The following is a 17,842-nucleotide window of genomic DNA, read 5'->3' on the forward strand; positions in this document are numbered from 1 at the left end:
CCGAAATTCTAGCGCAGAACCTCACTCAGCTCTGCGACCTGGCCACTCGAGCCCGCAAGCTTCCAGCGCCCCACCGACGTACATTCGCCGCCTGCGCCCGAGATAAGCGCATACCCAGGCAGCCAGTCCCAGGCTGCGACGTCGCGCTGGAACCATACGCCGATGCGGCCGTCGGCAACGCCTGCCATATCCACCGACGCTGAGCCCAGCATGCGCCAGGTAGCGCTGCGGGACACCGCATCCAGCCAGGACTTTGTAGCCGTGGCCTCGGATTCCTCGCTCGAGCTCACCACCGTGGTGTGGAGGTAGGTCGCTGCGCAGACTTCCGAGAGGGGGCGGTCAGTGACCCGGAGGTCATCAACAGTGCCATCGAGGTTGATGCGAGTGGTCGGGAGATTGGGGCCACCAATCCAGCTCTCGCCCGTTGCCGGGCGGTGCACCGCGCCGAGGACGACCTCATCCGGATTGTTCGCATCGCCCATAACCAGCGCCAATGCGCTGCACCAGTAGTCCGAACCAGTGGTGAAGTTGTAGGTGCCATCGACAGGATCGATCACCCACGTGCGACCAGACTGGGACTCCTTCGCTGACCCTTCCTCGCCAAGAATGCCGTCCTCCGGGCGGAGCGCGGCCAAAGCCTCGACGACGAATTTCTCCGCTGCGCGGTCGGCCGCGGTGACGACGTCGGAAATCGATGTCTTGTACTCCGTGACCAGGCCTTCGTCGCGCGTACGAGCGGCAATGGTAGCGGCACGCTTCACGATGGCAACCGCAACACTGGTATCCGATGCCACAATCGACTCGGATACTTGGGAGAGGAAGAGTTCTAGGTCTTGACTGGAATCTTGGCTGGCGGTGGATTCAGACATACGTCCTATTGTGCACCGAAACAGGCGGTATAGCTAAGGTAGTACCCGTGAACCCGGATCTGAATGCTGACCTCAAAGAACTCGACGCGACGCTGACCACCATTGAGAAGGTGGTTGATGTCGACGAGCTTTCCGACCGGATCAGGGAGTTGGAAGCCCAGGCCGCCGACCCGTCGCTGTGGGACGACCCCGACCACGCGCAGCAGGTCACCAGCGCACTATCGCAGGCACAGGCGAAGAAGAAAAAGATCGACTCGCTGCGCGGGCGCCTCGACGATCTCTCCGTGATGTACGAACTCGCGGAAGAGGAGGGCGACCCCGACGCCGTCGAGATGGCCGATGCCGAACGCGCTGAGCTGCGTGCCGACATCGAATCCCTCGAGGTCACGACTATGCTTTCGGGGCCTTACGACGAGCGTGAGGCGGTCATCAACATCCGCTCTGGTGCCGGTGGCGTGGATGCCGCTGACTGGGCCGAGATGCTCATGCGCATGTACCTGCGCTGGGCCGACAAGCACGGGCATAAGGTCGAGGTTTACGACACATCCTACGCCGAAGAGGCCGGTATTAAGTCCGCTACTTTCGTCGTCCATGGCGAGTACATGTACGGCACCCTCTCGGTCGAACAGGGCGCGCACCGTCTGGTTCGTATTAGTCCTTTCGACAACCAGGGGCGCCGCCAAACTTCCTTCGCTGAGGTCGAGGTGCTGCCGGTTGTGGAGGAAACGGATCACATCGACATCCCCGAGTCAGATTTGCGTATCGACGTCTACCGCTCCTCCGGCCCAGGTGGGCAGTCGGTGAACACCACGGACTCCGCGGTCCGGCTTACGCACGTCCCGACCGGCATCGTGGTGACTTGCCAGAACGAGAAGTCCCAGCACCAGAACAAGGCATCTGCCATGCGAGTTCTGCAGGCGAAGTTGCTGGAGAAGAAGCGCCAGGAAGAGCGCGCGGAGCTGGATGCTCTCGGCGCAGGCGGCAATGCCTCGTGGGGTAACCAGATGCGCTCCTATGTGCTGCACCCGTACCAGATGGTCAAGGATCTGCGTACCGAATACGAAGTCAACAACCCACAGTCGGTCCTCGACGGTGACCTAGACGGTTTCATCGAGGCCGGTATTCGCTGGCGCATGGCTCAGCAGTCCGAAGGCGAGTAGCGCTAGAAGGGCGGTTCGTCTTCGGGCGCTTCCGGTGCCTCGGGTGTTTCCGGTGTGGTGGGTTCGTCGGCTTCTCCGTTTCTCTCGTTTTTGTTCATTCCCAGTTCTTCGCGAGCCTGATTTGTCAGCTCCTGTGATTCGCGGAGGTTTTCCAACCTCTGCTCGTTGTACTCCTTGAGTGTCTGTGCTTTCTTTGTCTTGCGCAGGTCGAAAGAGTAGCGACCGTGGCCGGCGAGCGGCCCCGACTCTGTGCTGATAAGGGCAGCTCTTTCGGTGCTTTGATCAGTGGCGGAGGTCCAGTACTCCACGCCGTCGATATCGCGCACGACATTCCAAAGACCGGCCGTTTTTAGATTGTGGTGGCGGCGGCATAGGCAATGGAGGTTGGGCGTTTCGGTTTGGCCACCTTCTTCGGGATTCTCGTGGTTATACGGCTGAATGTGGTCGATGTCGCACTTCGTCGCATCGACATCGCATCCGGGAAAGCGGCAGGTGCCGTCTCTACCTTGGACGTAAGTACGCTGTCGCTCTGTTGGCGAGTACTTTTCCGTTTTCTCATCCGCTAGTAGCCGGATGCTAGTGACTCGATCGAGCCAGGATTCAGTGGCGATTTTGTTGATCCACCCCAGACCGCCGATCCATGCCTCCTGCGGCTTGTCTTGAGTAAGTGGGCAGTACAGATTCAATGTGGCGGTGACCTGAGCAGTCCCGTGCAGAAGGTGTGAAAAAGCCTCGACGAAGTCGCAGTCCTGATCAGCGGCAATTTCTTCCAAGACTTTCTGAAACTCAATTGCCCGCTCAGGCATCAGTTCCATGGTGACTTCAGTGAGGTTGTCCTTTAACTCGAACTTTATAGATTCGCCAGCTTTTTGCTCGATGCCTTTTTGAAACGAAGTAATCGGCGGGTCGTACTCATTTTTAGGGCGCAATAGCGGGCTGACTTCATTAATAAATCGCTGAATATTCTGTTGAAGACTCCGAACTCCGCGAAGAACTTCACCATTGACTCTCGGCGTGATCAGTTCGAGGAGATGGTCTTCGAAATATTTCACAGTAGAGGCGTCATCCAAGGGGAGGATGGCTGTGGCAATGACCCGCATGTGGGGAAGCGGTAGCTGTGCGCGTTTGAGCAGAAGCTCTTTCAACCGCGGGAGCCGCTCTAGCTGCATCCCGATATCGATGTACTGGAGTGTTCTCCCGCGCGACATGCCAAGAGCTGGAGCGATTTTGGCGATGTAATCTTCGACATCTTTTGTTGAAGAAGACGGAACACAAGCAAGGGCAAGCTGCAGATCAGCTCGATTACGGTCAATTCCAAGACGTGCTGGTGCTGTTTGAGAAATCTCATGGTGAAAGCGTGGCGCTGTTGCTTCCATCGCCGCAGCGTAAGTGCGTTTCCGTGGTATATGTTCCCCGCTGGCCATTGATGAATCCCCCTGAAAGATAAGGCCTGGACGTTGAAATGTTGAAATAAGGAAGAGGTAGTGAAAATATTTTCGACTAACTCTGAGCGTCAATTTTCCGAGCTTTAAGCAGCTCGGCGACGTTATTTGGTGTTTTTAATCCTCGCGTTTAATCTTTCATCGCTCATTGTAATCGAACAGGTAAGCGAAGTAAAGGGTGATTGAAAGATTTTGGGGAAAATAGTTTCGAATACTGTCGTAGTGTGCACTTCCGTGTGGTCGCGCGCTCTGGGGGGGGGCAACGCCTCCCGGTCCCGCAGCCTCGCTACTCCAGCGCCCAATTCAACGCATTCCAGAGTGACTTGAGTGGCTTAAGTGATTAGAGTGTCTACTTATGATCACTTTCGACGGGGTTACCAAGTCCTATTCGACTTCTAGCCGACCAGCTCTCGACGACGTTTCAGTCCACATAGATAAAGGTGAGTTTGTCTTTCTCATTGGACCGTCGGGCTCTGGTAAGTCGACCTTCCTGCGCCTTATGGTGCGTGAAGAGAAAGTGGATTCAGGAAAACTGACAGTTGCAGACCAGGATCTAACCAAGATTTCTCGTCGCAACATCCCGAAATTGCGTCAAAAGGTGGGGTACGTCTTCCAGGACTTCCGCCTGCTGCCAAAGAAGACGGTGTACGAAAATGTCGCGTTCGCATTGCAGGTAATTGGCAAGCCGAAGGCGAAAATCGACAAGGCAGTTCCGGAAACGCTCGAAATGGTCGGGCTCTCGGGCAAGGAAAACCGCTACCCGCATGAGTTGTCGGGTGGTGAGCAGCAGCGCGTCGCCATCGCTCGCGCCTTCGTCAACCGCCCGCTCATCTTGCTTGCCGACGAGCCCACCGGCAACCTCGACCCAAGCACCTCCGGTGACATCATGCTCTTGCTTGACCGCATCAATCGCATGGGCACGACCGTTATTGTGTCGACTCACGACAACGATGCCGTGGACTCCATGCGTCGCCGCGTGCTGGAGCTGGAGCTTGGGCGTCTCGTGCGTGACGACGCCACGGGTGTTTACGGCCTGAACAATTAGCAGACAGTCCATCGGTAGAAGAACTCATTCGAAAGGTATTACTGACCTATGAAGACTCGCTTTGTCCTCGGTGAGGCTTTCTCCTCCTTGGGCCGAAACATCACGATGACCATCGCGATGATTATTACGACTGCGGTGTCGTTGGCGCTGCTTGCGACGGGCATCCTGGTTACTGAGCAGACCAGCCGCACGAAGGATCTCTATCTCGATCGAGTAGAAGTGCAGATTGAGCTGAATGAACAAATCTCAGCCGAAGACCAAACTTGCTCCTCGCCGGAGTGCGCTGACGTCGTCGGCAAGCTTGAAGAGGCTGACGGCATTGATTCGGTGACCTTCCGAAATCGTCAGCAAAACTTTGACCACTTCGTGGAGATGTTCAAGGACAGTGACCCCGTGCTCGTGGAAAATGCGACGCCGGAGTCGCTGCCGGCTGTCGTGATGGTGCGTTTGAGCGATCCGACCGATGTCAGCCCGCTCGATCCGATTCGGGAGCTGCCACAGGTCGACCACGTTACTGACCAGCATGAAGAGATCGGTACTGCAGCTCAGAACTTGGATTCGGTGCGAAATGCGACCTTCCTGCTGGCTGCGGTGCAGGCCGTTGCCGCTGTGTTCCTGATTGCGAACATGGTGCAGATTGCGGCGTTCTCGCGTCGTAAGGAAGTTGAGATTATGCGCATGGTCGGTGCCAGCCGTTGGTTCACGCAGGCGCCGTTCGTCCTCGAGGCTGTGATTGCGTCGCTGATTGGTGGTGTGCTGGCCATTGGTGCGCTGTTCCTGGGCAAGGCGACGGTCATCGATCCGGCGCTGAGTAACCTGTACAAGGCACAGCTCCTGGCGCCGCTGACCAACGGCGATATCGGTGTGGTGGCGCCGATCGTGGTCGTTATTGGCATGGTCTTCGCTGGGCTTGTTGCGCAGGTCACGCTGCGTCTTTACTCACGCGACTAGGGTTGCAAAAAGGTTAGCTATTAGGCCCCGCGGTTAAACCCGGCGAATAGGGTCGTCGCGCCCTGCCGGGTAAACTGTGGACTATGAATAATGACGACGTCCAGCGCCCACCGAAGCTCGACAAGAAGGCTTATGAGGCCGAGCTTAAAAAGCTCCAGGCAGAGCTCGTCGAAATGCAGCAGTGGGTAGTAGAAACCGGTGCCCGAATTGTCATCGTGATGGAGGGGCGTGACGCTGCCGGCAAGGGGTCGGCCATTAAGCGCATCACGCAGTACCTGAACCCCCGTACCTGCCGTGTTGAGGCTCTGCCGGCCCCAACTAGCCGTGAGCAGGGTCAGTGGTACTTCCAGCGGTACGTCGAAAAGCTGCCGACTGCTGGTGAAATCGTGATTTTCGACCGCTCCTGGTACAACCGTGCCGGCGTTGAGCGGGTCATGGGCTTCTGCACCTCCCAGGAGTACCGTCGCTTCTTGCATCAGGCGCCGATTTTTGAGCGTCTGCTGGTCGAAGATGGCATTATCCTGCGTAAGTACTGGTTCTCTGTGTCGGACGAGGAGCAGGTTGCCCGCTTCAAGTCCCGCCGTGAGGATCCGCTGCGCCGCTGGAAGCTCTCGCCGATGGATTTGGAGTCCATCACCCGCTGGGAGGATTACTCCCGTGCAAAGGATGAGATGTTCATCCACACCGATATCCCGTCCGCACCGTGGTTCACGGTTGAGTCTGAGGATAAGAAGCGTTCGCGTATCAATGTCATCAACCACCTGTTGACGACCATTCCGTACGAGCGCATTCACCGCGATGTTCCGGAAATCCCGGAGCGTCCGGAGTCGGAGGGAAGCTACGAGCGTCCGCCGCGCACGGAGTTCCGCTATGTGCCGGACGTTGCCGCCAATCTCGAGGCTGACCGCGTAAAGGGCGCAGGCAAGTCCGATAAGAAGGGCAAGAAGCACAAGAAGGGCAAAAAGGACAAGAAGAGCAAGAAGAAGTAGCTCCTTAGTCTCAGTGAGGTTCTGGTCGTCAGAACCTTCGCAGCAGAACCTTCCCGTCAGAACCTTTCCCTGGTTAGTTATCTGTGTCACACTGGGTGACATGACTGCTACTGATAACGGTTCTGGCACTGCACGCACCGAGGTCGATGAGCCGAAGGTGCTGCGAGAAGTCCACGGGCGATCTGGTCACCTTCGGCTGAATAGGCCGAAGGCACTTAATTCGCTCGATTTGGATATGGTCACCGAGGTCGTCGAGGGGCTCCGCGCATGGCGTGACGACGACTCGGTGGACCACATTGTTGTTTCATCCGGTCACCCCAAGGCGTTTTGTGCCGGTGGTGATGTGCGCGCAGTTCGGCAGGCTGTGCTCGATGGCGTTCCGGAGCAGGGGGAGGAGTTTTTCCGGGATGAGTACGAGATGAACGCGATGATTGCGGAATTCGCGCAGTCCAAGCCATATATCGCGATTATTGATGGCATCGCTATGGGCGGTGGCCTTGGTGTTTCCATGCACGGCTCCCACCGAATCGTGACCGAGCGTGCCAGCGCTTCCATGCCAGAAATGGCAATCGGCTTTATTCCCGACGTTGGCATTACCCACTTTTCGCAGCATGTGAACACGCGGTTAGGAGGGCCCTCGTCGGCAATCGCGAGGTTTACCGGGCTGACCGGTTACCGCCTAACTGCGGCGGACATGCTGTGGTCTGGATGGGCGACACATGCGGTGCCATCCGCGCAGCTGGACGAGTTTGTTGCGGCTCTGGACCGCGATGGAATTGATTCGGCGCTCGCGGAGTATGCGCTCGATGTGGACTCAGCTGAGGCTCGTGATCTGCTCGGGGATCCGCAGTTGGCCGAGTGGAGCGACTGCATTGAGGCTTGCTTTGGGGCTGATACCTGGGCGGAGATTGAGCGAGCTCTCAACGAAGCCGCTGAGGCGGGCTCTTGTGCATCGTCAACAGTGGAGACTTTTCGCGACCTGCTGGCACCCGCCAACCCGGAAAGTCTCGTAGCGGCCGTGGAACTCTATGCGGCTAACTCGGCCCACGAGGTCACCTTGCAGGAGGCGCTAGACCGGGAGATGAAGCTTGGCGCTTACATGCGTCAGCACCCCAATTTTGCCGAGGGCGTGCGGGCAGTGTTGGTGGATAAGGACCGCGACGCCGCCTTTAAGCCCGCTACCGTGCAGGAAGTTGATGTCGAAGAGATTCGACAGCACCTTCGTTAGCTGGCTATGCGTTAGACAAAGCTGTGGCGGCCAGTCGTCGGCGCGAAATCATCGGCAATCATGGCCGCCAATTCGAGATAACTCTGGGTGGTGGCGGGCTGGAGATTGTCCAGCTCGATATTGGCACCATTCGCGATATGCGGATCGTAGGGGATGACCTGTACTGCGCGGCAGCGCTGGGCAAATAACTCGTGCACGGTCTCTGTGGACAGTCCCTGTTTATTTAGCTCGTTGACCACCACGACAGTGGTAGAGACCAGCCGTTCGAAGCCGTGCGCTGAAAGCCAGTCCAATGTCGTCCAGGCGCTTTTCACGCCGTCCAGTGCAGGCGTGGTGACCAGCACCAGGCAATTGGCCGCAGAAAGAATCGAAGCGGCGATGGGCTGCGTCAGGCCGGTACCGCAATCAGTCAGGCTCACATTGTAATGACGCCGAAGGATGTCGAGGGCTGCGCAGTATTCACCGTCGGAAAGCGCGATCGTCGATGTCGGGTTTTGGTCGCTGCCGACAACCTCCAGGCGCGATGGAGTGTGAGATGTGTATGCGCGGACCTGCGCATATTTGTCCGTATCCGGGGCTCGGAGCAGATCGCGAATTGATGCGGGATTGGCCGCGGTGACGCGTGCGCCGAGGGTGCCAAAGTCCGGATTCGCGTCGATTGCGACGATTCGGTCACTGCGCAGGCTTGCAAGCGTGGCGCCCAGGCACATGGTTGTCGACGTCTTGCCAACGCCGCCCTTCACGCTGACAACAGCGATGTTGTAGTCACCGTAGATAGGCTGTCGCACCCGCTCTATCAGCTCGCGTTGCTTGCGTGCCGACGATGATTCCCGCGGTGAAATTGCGCCCCAGGTGGCCTTATGAACCCAGCTGCGCCAGCCCGACTGTGGTGCCTGCCGCGAGTTCAGGCTAGCGGCCAAGTCTGAGACGGAAACTGCGTGATTGACTGCGTGTTTGGTGGAAGCCATAGACTTCATCCCCTCCCCAAAAATCCCCAAAGTATGTCCCCGCCGTCGTTTTTACCACGCAGCCAGGACGACGGCGACTCCAAAGAAGGCATCGAGAATTCCGACCTGTTTCGGAGTCCACGGCCGAGCGCGGCGAGCGCCGGAGATTGGCATGGTAAAAGACCTGATGAGAAGCCCAATTGCGACGATGGGCACACCGATGCTGATGAGGTTCCGGTCGTGGAGGAGGAGCCACCCGATGATGGCCACGGCGGTAATGAGAACGTGATACGTGACCGAGCCAATGAGCCACTGGCGGTTGCCGCGCTTGCGAATCATAGTTTTTACATAGGGCACGGTGCCGACGAAATATCCAGCGTAGATAGCCGCAATTGCCCAAGCTTTCGGGGTTGGTCCGGCGATGATAGGCACCATGAGGCTAGCGGCCAGAACGGTGGAGACACCAGAGAGAAGTGAGCGCGGTCGGCGGCGGTAGGTCTCCCAAATAGCGATAGCGGCAAGAGGGGCAATGAGGGCGACCCAGGTGAGGAGGGAAACGTCGGCAAGCAGTGTGATGCAGCCGGCGACGGCAGTGAGCGCGGTGTACGTGGCGGCGGGTGCGAGGTGGCGGCGTTGGCGACGAGAGCGGAGCCAGACGCTCACGGCGAAGAATGCGAAGTAGCCGAGCAGCCAGGTCGCGGTGACGGCAAGGCCTGTCCATGTGGGGGTGAGGGCGAGAGCGGTCAGCGGGGGAATGGTGACCATGAACCAGGCGCCGTGCTGGTCCGGAACCCAGCCAGCGGAGCGCTTGTGATGGGAGCGGCGGGCGGGGCGGGGAGGACGTGGTTGGCGGGGCTTTTGGCTCATACTACGCATTGTAGATGCGTAATTATGTCGAGGCTGTATTAGAACCTCATATTGAAACCTCATTGAATAAAATGCACATGCGCGCAAGGCGACAGTGCTAACGTTGAACTCGCATTCTCAGGGCGAGGTGAAATTCCTCACCGGTGGTGATGCTGCGGCTGACGCAGACAAGTCCACGAGCGCCCTACCTGTGGCCAGAAGGGTCGTCAGGTAGGGGACAAGCAGATTTCGGTTGGAATCCGAAACCGACGGTCATAGTCCGGATGAAAGAGAAGGAGTTGAATAATTCGTGGAATACGTGTCGGATTTTTTGGTGGGTTTCCTCACTGCACAGCTCAGTGTGGCGGGAGCACCAATCTTGATTCGAGAAATTGTCGGTAACCTCTTTGGCCTGGCGTGTGCCTTCCTAGGTATGAAACGGAAGGTATGGGCTTGGCCGGTCGGCATTATCGGAAATGCCTTGCTGTTTACCGTCTTCCTCGGCGGAGTTTTCCACACGCCGCAAAATCTTGATCTCTATGGCCAGGCGGGGCGTCAGGTCATGTTTATCGTCGTCAGTCTCTACGGATGGTTCAGCTGGGTCAAGAGCCGCAATCAGAGCGGTGACGAGGTCGCAATTGAGCCTCGGTGGGCGACGGCATCGGAACGCATTGGGATGATTACCGTGGCTATCTTCGCCACTGTGATTTGTGCCAATATCTTTGAGATGCTGGGCTCGTGGGGGCCATGGGCCGATGCCTGGATTTTCGTCGGTTCGATGTTGGCGACCTGGGGTATGGCCCGCGGGTGGAACGAATTCTGGCTAATTTGGATTGCCGTTGATGCCGTGGGAGTGCCGTTGCTGCTCAAGGGTGGCTACTACCCGTCGGCGGCGCTGTACCTCTTCTACGGATGCTTCGTTATTTGGGGCTTTGTCTCCTGGGTTCGCCTCGAGCACCAGAGCGACAATGACCAGCAGAAGAGCTCCGCGACCGACCAAGTACCGGCTTTGGCAGCAGCCGAGCGGTAGGATAGTCCAGGTGAGCTTCCGACCAGATAACTCCCGTACCAACCGCGCCCATCAAGCCGAAGAGCGTGCCCGCAGTCTCGTGCAGGACGTCCTCGACCGCGAGGAGCGGGTACGCAACAATCTGGCCAGCGTTGATGTCGACCCGTGGACGATGCGTTTCGTCGTCGATGAGTCGATTTCTGAGGGCGCAATCATCACCTGGCGCAATGAGGCCACTCGTGCCCGCCGCATCATGCGCCGCTACGACATTCAACGGGGCTACCGCGAGAAGTTGCGCGAAGTTGAAAAGCGCATCGATGCCATGTTGCACCTCGCGGAGTCGCTGGAGGAGTCGTGGGACGCCGCGGCACACGCTTCAAAGAGGCTTTCCGACGCGGAGGCCCGCGATGTCGCCGCCTTTGAGCGTGAGCGCGAGCGGCAAAATGACGCGGCAGAAACTAAGCGTCAGCGCGAGGAGAAGGTCCGCAAGTTCCGTCGGAAAGCGGAAAATATCGCTACCGATGCGTGGGATGCGGGCCGTGACGCGCTAGAGAAGCTGCCGCCGCTGTCGTCTTCGTTGAAAGACATTGCGTCCAAGTTCCGTTCCCGGGGCTCGGAGGAGCAACCGCGCGAGGTACGGCGGGCAACCGCCCGCGACCTACGCAAGGAGCCCCCGCTGCCGGAGGACTAGCGCTCCTTGGACTTAGCTGCCTGAACCACTTCGGCGAGCTTGGAAATCTCCTCGCGAGAAGGCCTAATATCCGGATGCGTACGGCAGTAGTCCAGCAACAAATAGCCAGCTGTGCGAATGCGACGATGGCCGTCCCAGTGCGGAGCGGCGATTTCGGGGTCGTTGGTGGCCAGAGACGAGATGGCCTGGCGCTCACTGAGCAGCTCGTACTGGAGATCGCGACGAATATCGAGCGCCTGATTCGGAGTGCCGGTTAGCAGCGCGCCGAGAAGAGCACCCATCTGTCGATAGCAGCGCGGAATATGACGCAGGTAGTGCTTCTCAATGCTCTCGGTCGGCCAGAAGTGCAGGACAGCGAGAGCCAACGCGCAGGCGATACCGACTTCCAAAACACGATCGGTCACAATCGGTGTGAGCTCGCCAGCGACATTTCCGCCCAGCAGCAGCGCCAGCGGAGTGGTGACGATCGTCGTCAGCGCATAGTTCTTCACCACGAGAATCTCCGCGCCGAATTGGCAGGCTGCAAGCGCGATAAGTAGCGTCCAGCTGTCCAGGCCAAAGGAAAAGAGCAGCGCATAGAGGAAAATGCCGATAATCGAGCCCACCATGCGGTGAATCCCTCGAATCGAACCGGCGGTGCGGTCGGGGCCCCACTGTAGAGTCATCAATGCGCTGACCACCGCCCAGTCAGGCCGGTCAAGACCGACTAGCACGCTGATGAGACCAGCTAAGCCGCCAGTAATAGCCACCTTTGCCGCAGTCATTGACGCATGGGAATAGCGATCGAAAGAGCGGAAGATTCGGTAACTCACGCTTGGTCGTGCGAGTGGAATGGTTGTCTGTGTCTCGTCGATAAGGTTAGGCGTGTCCACGATGTCCACAGCGCTGCCGTGCACGCCCAAGCGGCCGCGGATAGCAATCAGACGCTGATGAGCAGCAATGACACGGTTGACCAGTTCCGTGTGGGAGGGCTTGACGATTTTGCTGCCACGGATGATGCCTGCGTCGGCAAGCGATTCCCATGCGTCGGTCAGTGCAGTTTGCGCCTGGTGATGAACGGCGAACGATGTCGAGTCTGACTTTTCCATCGCGTCGATGGCTGATTCAAGGGATTCGACAGCCGCCATCTCGGGGCCATGCGGATTCCACAACCGCGGTGCCATGCCGATGACTATCGCGGAAAGCACGCCAACGGTAGCCCACATGGCGGTTTCCACCGGGTTGAAGCCAAGGCGGGCGACCATTGTTGTGCCGCCGGAGACCATCACAATAAAAAATGAACCCGGCGGTGGCAGGCGCAGTGCGTTTTGAATAAAAGCGCCGATGGTGGCCAGTATCGTCGTAAAAAGCGCAATGAGCAGCAGCCATAGATTGCTGCCGCCGGAAGCGATCTCACCGTGGACCACTGATCCGACAAAACTGCCGGACATAACTCCGGCGATCAGGCATAGCCCGGCGATGGCCATCACGCGCAGACGACTGCGGTAGGGGTGGCCTTCGCCATAGATGACCACGCACCCACCAGCGGCGATAAGGAGCATCTCCGAGCCATGTCCGGTGAGAAGTGCCACGGCACCCGGCAGGAATAGCGCGAGTGCTGCGCGGAGGGCGCCTGGCCATCTCTGTGCACGGGAGTGGAAGGCAGTAAAAAGTTGCCATGCACTTGGTTGTGGAGGAAGCTCAACCGTTTGGCTCAATGTTGGTGAAATCTCCTTAAAACTCTAGTCTGCGACCAGCGTCTCGAGCGTGAACTCCGGGTGCTCCTTCTCAATGAAGGACAGCTTCCACTTGTCCCCGAAGAGCGCGATGAGGGCGCCGTCGGAACGCGTGAAGATCTCCACGCCGCGCTGCTTTGCCAGCTCAGGCGCGGTCTCTTCGTCCGTGCGGCGGGCGACGGAGTAGGGGATGGGCTCGGCGATGGTCTCGACGTTGTACTCGTTTTCCATGCGTGCCATCATGACCTCGAACTGCATCGGGCCGACCGCGGCCATCACCGGGGCGGCATCGCCGCGGGCATCGTTGCGCAGAATCTGCACCACGCCCTCGGCATCGAGCTGATCGACAGCTTTGCGGAACTGCTTGTACTTGCCCAGGCTCTTGGCGCGCAGAGTGCGGAAGTGCTCGGGCGCGAACTGCGGCATCGGCTTGAATTGAACCTTGCGGCCCTCGTAGATCGTGTCACCCGGCGCCAGTGAACCCGCATTGACCAGGCCGACAATGTCGCCCGGGTAAGCCGTCTCCACGGTCGAACGTGTCCGGCCGAAAACGGTCAAAGCATACTTGGTGGAGAAACTACGTCCCGACTGCGCATGCGTGACCTGCATGCCGCGGTCAAACTCGCCAGAGACAACGCGCATGAATGCCAGCTTGTCGCGGTGGTGCGTATCCATACCCGCCTGCACCTTGAACACGACGCCCGAAAAATCATCCGTCGGCTCGCGCTTTTCGACGATAGCTCCCTGGCCGCCAGCCGCCGCAGCGGCAACGGCAGCCGGGTCGGACACGCGGGCACCAGGTGCCGGAGCCAGCTCGCAGAGAGTGTCCAGGATCTGGTGGACACCCCAGTTCAGCATGGCGGAGGCGAAAATCACCGGAGAGGTGTCGCCAGCGAGGTACATCTCCTGGTCGTGGTCAGCGCTATCGGCGGAGAGCAGCTCGGACTCCTCGGCTGCCGTCTCCCAGGCGTCGCCCTGCTCTGCGGCGGCCTCATCTGGGGTGAGGTGACGCTCAGCGGCAATAGTGGCGCCACCGGCAGTGCGCTCGAAGCCGATGAACTGCTTGGCTTCGCCGTCCTCACCACGCTCCAGCAGACCGCGGAAGTCGCCGGCCTCACCAACTGGCCAGTACAGCGGAGTCGGTTGCAGTCCAATCTCCGCGACAATCTCATCCATCAACTCCAGGGGAGCCTTACCCGGGCGGTCCCACTTGTTGATGACGGTGACGATGGGAATTCCGTTGGACTTACAAACCCGGAACAGCTTCAACGTCTGAGGCTCGAGACCCTTGGCACCGTCGACAAGCATGACAGCGGCGTCGACAGCGGTGAGCACACGGTAGGTGTCCTCGGAGAAGTCAGCGTGACCAGGCGTATCGACGAGATTGATCATGTACGGCTCGCCGTCGTGCCCCTCTGGCTGGTACTCGAACTGCAGCGCGGAAGAGGCAATCGAGATGCCGCGATCCTTCTCCATGTCCATCCAGTCGGACACAGTCGACTTACGGCCGGCCTTGCCGTGGACAGCACCGGCTTCGTTAATGACATGAGCATGCAGCGCCAGCGCCTCGGTGAGCGTGGACTTACCGGCATCCGGGTGTGCGATGACGGCGAATGTGCGGCGGCGTGCGGCTTCTTCGGCGAGAGTGGTCACAGGGAAACTACGCTTTCCTTAAAAAGAAAATCGGAATAAGGGAATCGGGTTCAACCTTTCTAACTTACCGCTCCAGTGGGGTAAGGGGTCAATTGCAGTTAGAGGTTGAACAGCTCGCGCAGCGTCGTGATGACGCCTTCCTCCGCGTTCGACGGTGCGATGTCGGTGGCGCGGCGTTTGATTTCCGGGTGACCGTTGGACATGGCAAACGAACGGCCTGCGTGGTCGATGAGCTCGAGATCATTCAGGTAGTCAACGAAGCAGACAGTTTCGGCAGGAGAGACACCTAGGGCCTCCTGCAGGGCGGCGAGTGCCGTGCCCTTGTTGGTGTTGGCATCGATGAGGTCGACCCAGTGGGCACCGGAGACTACCGCGCGCAAGTGCGAGCTTTGGGAACGCAGGTAATCGGCCGATTCCTCTTCGACGGAGTAAGGATCAAAGGCGGCAATTTTGACGATGCCGTCCTCGGCGGCAGCGGCGATGACATCATCGACCTTCTGCAGCTTCAGGTAGTACTTGGCGGCCTCGTTGAACTGCAGCTGCTGAACTTCCTCCGGAATATTGAAATGCGGCGGGAAAAACTCCACGTATGCGCTGGCAGCGCCGCAGATAATAACCGACAGGGGAGTACGGCCCGCCGCCACACGGTTGTCGTTGAACTGGCGGATCGCGTGTACCAACTGAGTGACGATGTCGTGGTCGATACTGGTAACCGAAACCACCTCGCCCGCATCCGCGACATAGTTGCCGTTTTCCGCAATGATTGGGATGCGGTGTGCAATGGGGGCGAACTGGTCGGCCAGAGTTGCGTACTGGCGGCCCGACGCGGGAGCGAAGTGGACACCGCGGTCGAGCAGCTCCGTGACTACCGGCCAAAAGGACTCCGGGATTTCCTTGTCTTCATTTAGTAGAGTCCCGTCCATATCCGTGACTACAAGGCGGTATGGCGGCTGGGCGGGAGATTGCTGCTGGATATCCAGGGGTTCCGTCATGGCTCTTATTCTAACGGGTAAGTAGGGTTCAATTTTCTTCCTTGGGGTGTCTCCCAGTGTCTCCCCCGATTGGGTGAAAGCTGGACCACAATACGGGGTACCCAGTTGAGGGCGATAGCCGGTGAATAGCGTGTGCGGGGTATTTTGAGGGGAACTCATATTCATTTAAGCCAGGAGGATTTATGTCGGATTCGGCCCCCATCAAGCGCAATGACTGGAATGAGCGCATCAGCCTTGCAGAGCAGATGATCCCCCTCCTGGGGCAACTGCGTCGCAACAACGATGTCGTGACTTCAATCTTCGGCCGCCGACTGGAAAACGTTACCGAGACCGGCATCATTAAGTCGCACCGCTACGCCCGTCGCATCACCTCGCAGGAGCTGCCCTTGAGCCAGACCCTGCCGATCCTGCAGGAACTGGTGAAGATGGATCTCGGCACCGCCTCCATCGACCTGGGTGCCCTGGCTACCAGCTTCGAAGAGGAAGGCGGCGAGCTGCGCGCATTCCTCGAGCGTGAGCTTGCTGACGTCATCGGTGCCGGGACACAAACTCCGAAGACCGACATTGTCCTCTACGGTTTCGGCCGCATCGGCCGCCTGCTGGCTCGCATTCTGCTGGCTCGCGAGGCACTGTTCAACGGCCCGCGCTTGCGCGCAATTGTGGTTCGCCAGAATGGTGAGGACGACATCGTCAAGCGTGCTTCGCTGCTGCGCCGTGACTCCGTCCACGGTGCATTCGACGGCACCATCTCGGTTGACCGCGAAAACAACATTATTTGGGCAAATGGCACCCCGATTCAGGTCATTTACTCCAATGACCCGGCAACTGTTGACTACACCGCCTACGACATTAACGATGCGATTGTCATTGACAACACCGGTCGTTGGCGCGACCGCGAGGGACTGTCGCAGCACCTTCAGTCCAAGGGTGTTTCCAAGGTTCTTCTTACCGCGCCGGGCAAGGGCGATGTGAAGAACATCGTCTACGGAATCAACCACAACATCATCGAGGAATCTGACAACATTTTGTCGGCAGCCTCGTGTACTACCAACGGCATCACCCCGGTGCTGAAGGTCGTCAATGACAAGTGGGGTGTCGAGTTCGGTCACGTCGAGACTGTTCACTCCTTCACCAACGACCAGAACTTGATCGACAACTTCCACAAGGGTTCTCGCCGTGGCCGCGCAGCCACCCTGAACATGGTTCTCACCGAGACCGGTGCCGCAAAGGCCGTCGCCAAGGCTCTGCCGGAGTTCGAGGGCAAGCTGACCGGTAACGCCATCCGCGTTCCCACCCCGGACGTTTCCATGGCGGTGCTGAACCTGACCCTGGACACTGAGGTCGACCGCGACGAGGTCAACAACTACCTGCGTGAGGTTTCCCTCAAGTCCGTCCTGCGCCAGCAGATTGACTACATCCACTCCCCAGAAGTGGTTTCCACCGACTTCGTCGGCTCCACCCATGCTGGCATCGTCGATGGTCTGGCTACCATCGCCAACGGTAAGCACCTGGTGCTCTACGTCTGGTACGACAACGAGTTCGGTTACTCCAACCAGGTCATCCGCATTGCTGAGGAGATCGCAGGCGCTCGTCCTCGCGTCTACCCGAAGCGCAAGCACATCGACGAGCTGTAAGTCGGCGGTCCTGGGCTTGAGCTGTTGAGCCCTCGAACGCCCTCTTCCCCCTCCTAAACCACGGGGGTTGAGGCGATGGGGAGGGCTTCGAGGCGCTCGTCGACGTGCCGGACGGGGGGCGGAGAGATTTTCCTGTCCATCGACGACGACCTGGATTCCGCGTATGAGCCGTTCGAGTTTGTGAGGATTGTGAACCTGCCGGAACTGGGCGACGAGGATCTGGTTTTCGGCCTCCAGTTCCGGGCCTCCGGCGACATCGAGCACCGGCGGGGGATGAAGATCCGGGAAAGTGATTTCGGGATCGTCGAATACGGCTCGGCGGAAGTGGCCCTGTTCGGCGTCTAGGTGACGGCCGCCACTCGGTCCCGATCCGCGTGGGGCCCTATGTGGATTGTCAATAGTCAGGCGGGACTTTCACGTACATCGTATGGGGGTGTAGCCGTGACTGATCGCCGGTCCGCATCGTGCGGGCCGGCGGTGATCAGCGCAGCGGCCTACGCAGCCGTGGCGATGTTTCTAGCAGGGATTTCTCGGAAGAACTCACGCCGAGTCAACAGGGCATAGATGACGTTGCAGCGGCTCCGGGCAAGCCGCATCACCGCGGCATTGTGCTTCTGTCCTTCAGTCCGTTTACGCAGGTAGTAGTCGCGCGATGCGGGATGGCAGTTCGA

General features: G+C 58.9%; 16 protein-coding genes and 1 riboswitch. Of the genes, 9 read left to right on the plus strand and 7 right to left on the minus strand.

Annotated features, from left to right (window positions below; all coding sequences use genetic code 11):
- Nucleotides 1–8 precede the first annotated feature (8 nt).
- On the minus strand, nt 9–869 hold the full coding sequence (locus HMPREF2751_RS02975) for an inositol monophosphatase family protein (protein ID WP_070595377.1): 861 nt from the start codon (nt 867–869) through the stop codon (nt 9–11).
- A 47-nt stretch (nt 870–916) separates the two neighbouring features.
- On the opposite strand from HMPREF2751_RS02975, the gene prfB reads away from it, so the two are divergent.
- Entirely contained in the window at nt 917–2,029 is a 1,113-nt protein-coding gene (prfB, locus tag HMPREF2751_RS02980) for a peptide chain release factor 2 (RefSeq protein WP_038626269.1), read from the plus strand.
- Nucleotides 2,030–2,031: 2 nt separating this feature from the next.
- Here prfB and HMPREF2751_RS02985 read toward each other — a convergent pair whose 3' ends face one another.
- Nucleotides 2,032–3,405 carry an HNH endonuclease signature motif containing protein gene (locus tag HMPREF2751_RS02985; RefSeq protein ID WP_242451333.1) on the minus strand — a complete coding sequence of 458 codons (1,374 nt, stop codon included), beginning with the start codon at nt 3,403–3,405 and terminating at the stop codon, nt 2,032–2,034.
- A 421-nt stretch (nt 3,406–3,826) separates the two neighbouring features.
- On the opposite strand from HMPREF2751_RS02985, the gene ftsE reads away from it, so the two are divergent.
- The 4 genes from ftsE to HMPREF2751_RS03005 all read left to right on the plus strand — a co-directional run bounded on the left by ftsE (nt 3,827) and on the right by HMPREF2751_RS03005 (nt 7,684).
- A complete protein-coding gene (gene ftsE, locus HMPREF2751_RS02990; RefSeq protein ID WP_016423233.1) occupies nt 3,827–4,516 on the plus strand; it encodes a cell division ATP-binding protein FtsE in 690 nt (229 codons plus the stop codon).
- A 48-nt stretch (nt 4,517–4,564) separates the two neighbouring features.
- Entirely contained in the window at nt 4,565–5,467 is a 903-nt protein-coding gene (gene ftsX / locus HMPREF2751_RS02995; RefSeq protein WP_016423232.1) for a permease-like cell division protein FtsX, read from the plus strand.
- 83 nt (nt 5,468–5,550) lie between these two features.
- Nucleotides 5,551–6,456: a polyphosphate kinase 2 gene (ppk2, locus tag HMPREF2751_RS03000; RefSeq protein WP_049172194.1), complete on the plus strand. Its 906-nt coding sequence runs from the start codon at nt 5,551–5,553 to the stop codon at nt 6,454–6,456.
- Nucleotides 6,457–6,556: 100 nt separating this feature from the next.
- Nucleotides 6,557–7,684, plus strand: a complete 1,128-nt coding sequence (locus HMPREF2751_RS03005) for a 3-hydroxyisobutyryl-CoA hydrolase (RefSeq protein WP_070595379.1) — start codon at nt 6,557–6,559, stop codon at nt 7,682–7,684.
- Between the two features lie 11 nt (nt 7,685–7,695).
- On the opposite strand, the gene HMPREF2751_RS03010 is transcribed toward HMPREF2751_RS03005, so the two are convergent.
- Both HMPREF2751_RS03010 and HMPREF2751_RS03015 read right to left on the minus strand, forming a co-directional pair.
- Nucleotides 7,696–8,652, minus strand: a complete 957-nt coding sequence (locus tag HMPREF2751_RS03010; RefSeq protein WP_242451334.1) for a MinD/ParA family ATP-binding protein — start codon at nt 8,650–8,652, stop codon at nt 7,696–7,698.
- A gap of 51 nt (nt 8,653–8,703) precedes the next feature.
- The gene (locus HMPREF2751_RS03015; protein ID WP_065419938.1) at nt 8,704–9,498 is read right to left on the minus strand and encodes a YwiC-like family protein; all 795 of its coding nucleotides are present in this window, start codon (nt 9,496–9,498) and stop codon (nt 8,704–8,706) included.
- A 109-nt stretch (nt 9,499–9,607) separates the two neighbouring features.
- A riboswitch (FMN riboswitch) is annotated at nt 9,608–9,777 on the plus strand.
- Nucleotides 9,778–9,787: 10 nt separating this feature from the next.
- Here HMPREF2751_RS03015 and pnuC point away from each other — a divergent pair.
- Together pnuC and HMPREF2751_RS03025 are read left to right on the plus strand one after the other, a co-directional pair.
- Nucleotides 9,788–10,507, plus strand: a complete 720-nt coding sequence (gene pnuC, locus HMPREF2751_RS03020) for a nicotinamide riboside transporter PnuC (RefSeq protein ID WP_049192843.1) — start codon at nt 9,788–9,790, stop codon at nt 10,505–10,507.
- 10 nt (nt 10,508–10,517) lie between these two features.
- The gene (locus HMPREF2751_RS03025) at nt 10,518–11,177 is read left to right on the plus strand and encodes a hypothetical protein (protein ID WP_070595382.1); all 660 of its coding nucleotides are present in this window, start codon (nt 10,518–10,520) and stop codon (nt 11,175–11,177) included.
- Here HMPREF2751_RS03025 and HMPREF2751_RS03030 read toward each other — a convergent pair.
- From HMPREF2751_RS03030 to HMPREF2751_RS03040, 3 genes are all read right to left on the minus strand, one after another.
- Entirely contained in the window at nt 11,174–12,874 is a 1,701-nt protein-coding gene (locus HMPREF2751_RS03030; RefSeq protein ID WP_070595384.1) for an FUSC family protein, read from the minus strand. The two genes, HMPREF2751_RS03025 and HMPREF2751_RS03030, sit on opposite strands and share 4 nt — an antisense overlap.
- Before the next feature lie 24 nt (nt 12,875–12,898).
- Complete coding sequence (locus HMPREF2751_RS03035) at nt 12,899–14,545, minus strand: peptide chain release factor 3 (protein ID WP_070437491.1); 1,647 nt, start codon at nt 14,543–14,545, stop codon at nt 12,899–12,901.
- A gap of 98 nt (nt 14,546–14,643) precedes the next feature.
- The gene (locus HMPREF2751_RS03040; RefSeq protein WP_070545969.1) at nt 14,644–15,537 is read right to left on the minus strand and encodes a Cof-type HAD-IIB family hydrolase; all 894 of its coding nucleotides are present in this window, start codon (nt 15,535–15,537) and stop codon (nt 14,644–14,646) included.
- Between the two features lie 182 nt (nt 15,538–15,719).
- Here HMPREF2751_RS03040 and HMPREF2751_RS03045 point away from each other — a divergent pair, with 182 nt between their 5' ends.
- Together HMPREF2751_RS03045 and HMPREF2751_RS03050 are read left to right on the plus strand one after the other, a co-directional pair.
- Nucleotides 15,720–17,171 carry a glyceraldehyde-3-phosphate dehydrogenase gene (locus tag HMPREF2751_RS03045; protein ID WP_016423222.1) on the plus strand — a complete coding sequence of 484 codons (1,452 nt, stop codon included), beginning with the start codon at nt 15,720–15,722 and terminating at the stop codon, nt 17,169–17,171.
- A gap of 75 nt (nt 17,172–17,246) precedes the next feature.
- Nucleotides 17,247–17,516 (plus strand): hypothetical protein, encoded by a 270-nt coding sequence (locus HMPREF2751_RS03050; RefSeq protein WP_070595386.1) that lies wholly within the window; start codon nt 17,247–17,249, stop codon nt 17,514–17,516.
- Nucleotides 17,517–17,842: the final 326 nt, after the last annotated feature.

Origin of the sequence: Corynebacterium sp. HMSC063G05 (genome assembly GCF_001810555.1) — a bacterium.
GTDB classification, from domain to species: Bacteria; Actinomycetota; Actinomycetes; order Mycobacteriales; family Mycobacteriaceae; genus Corynebacterium; species Corynebacterium jeikeium_D.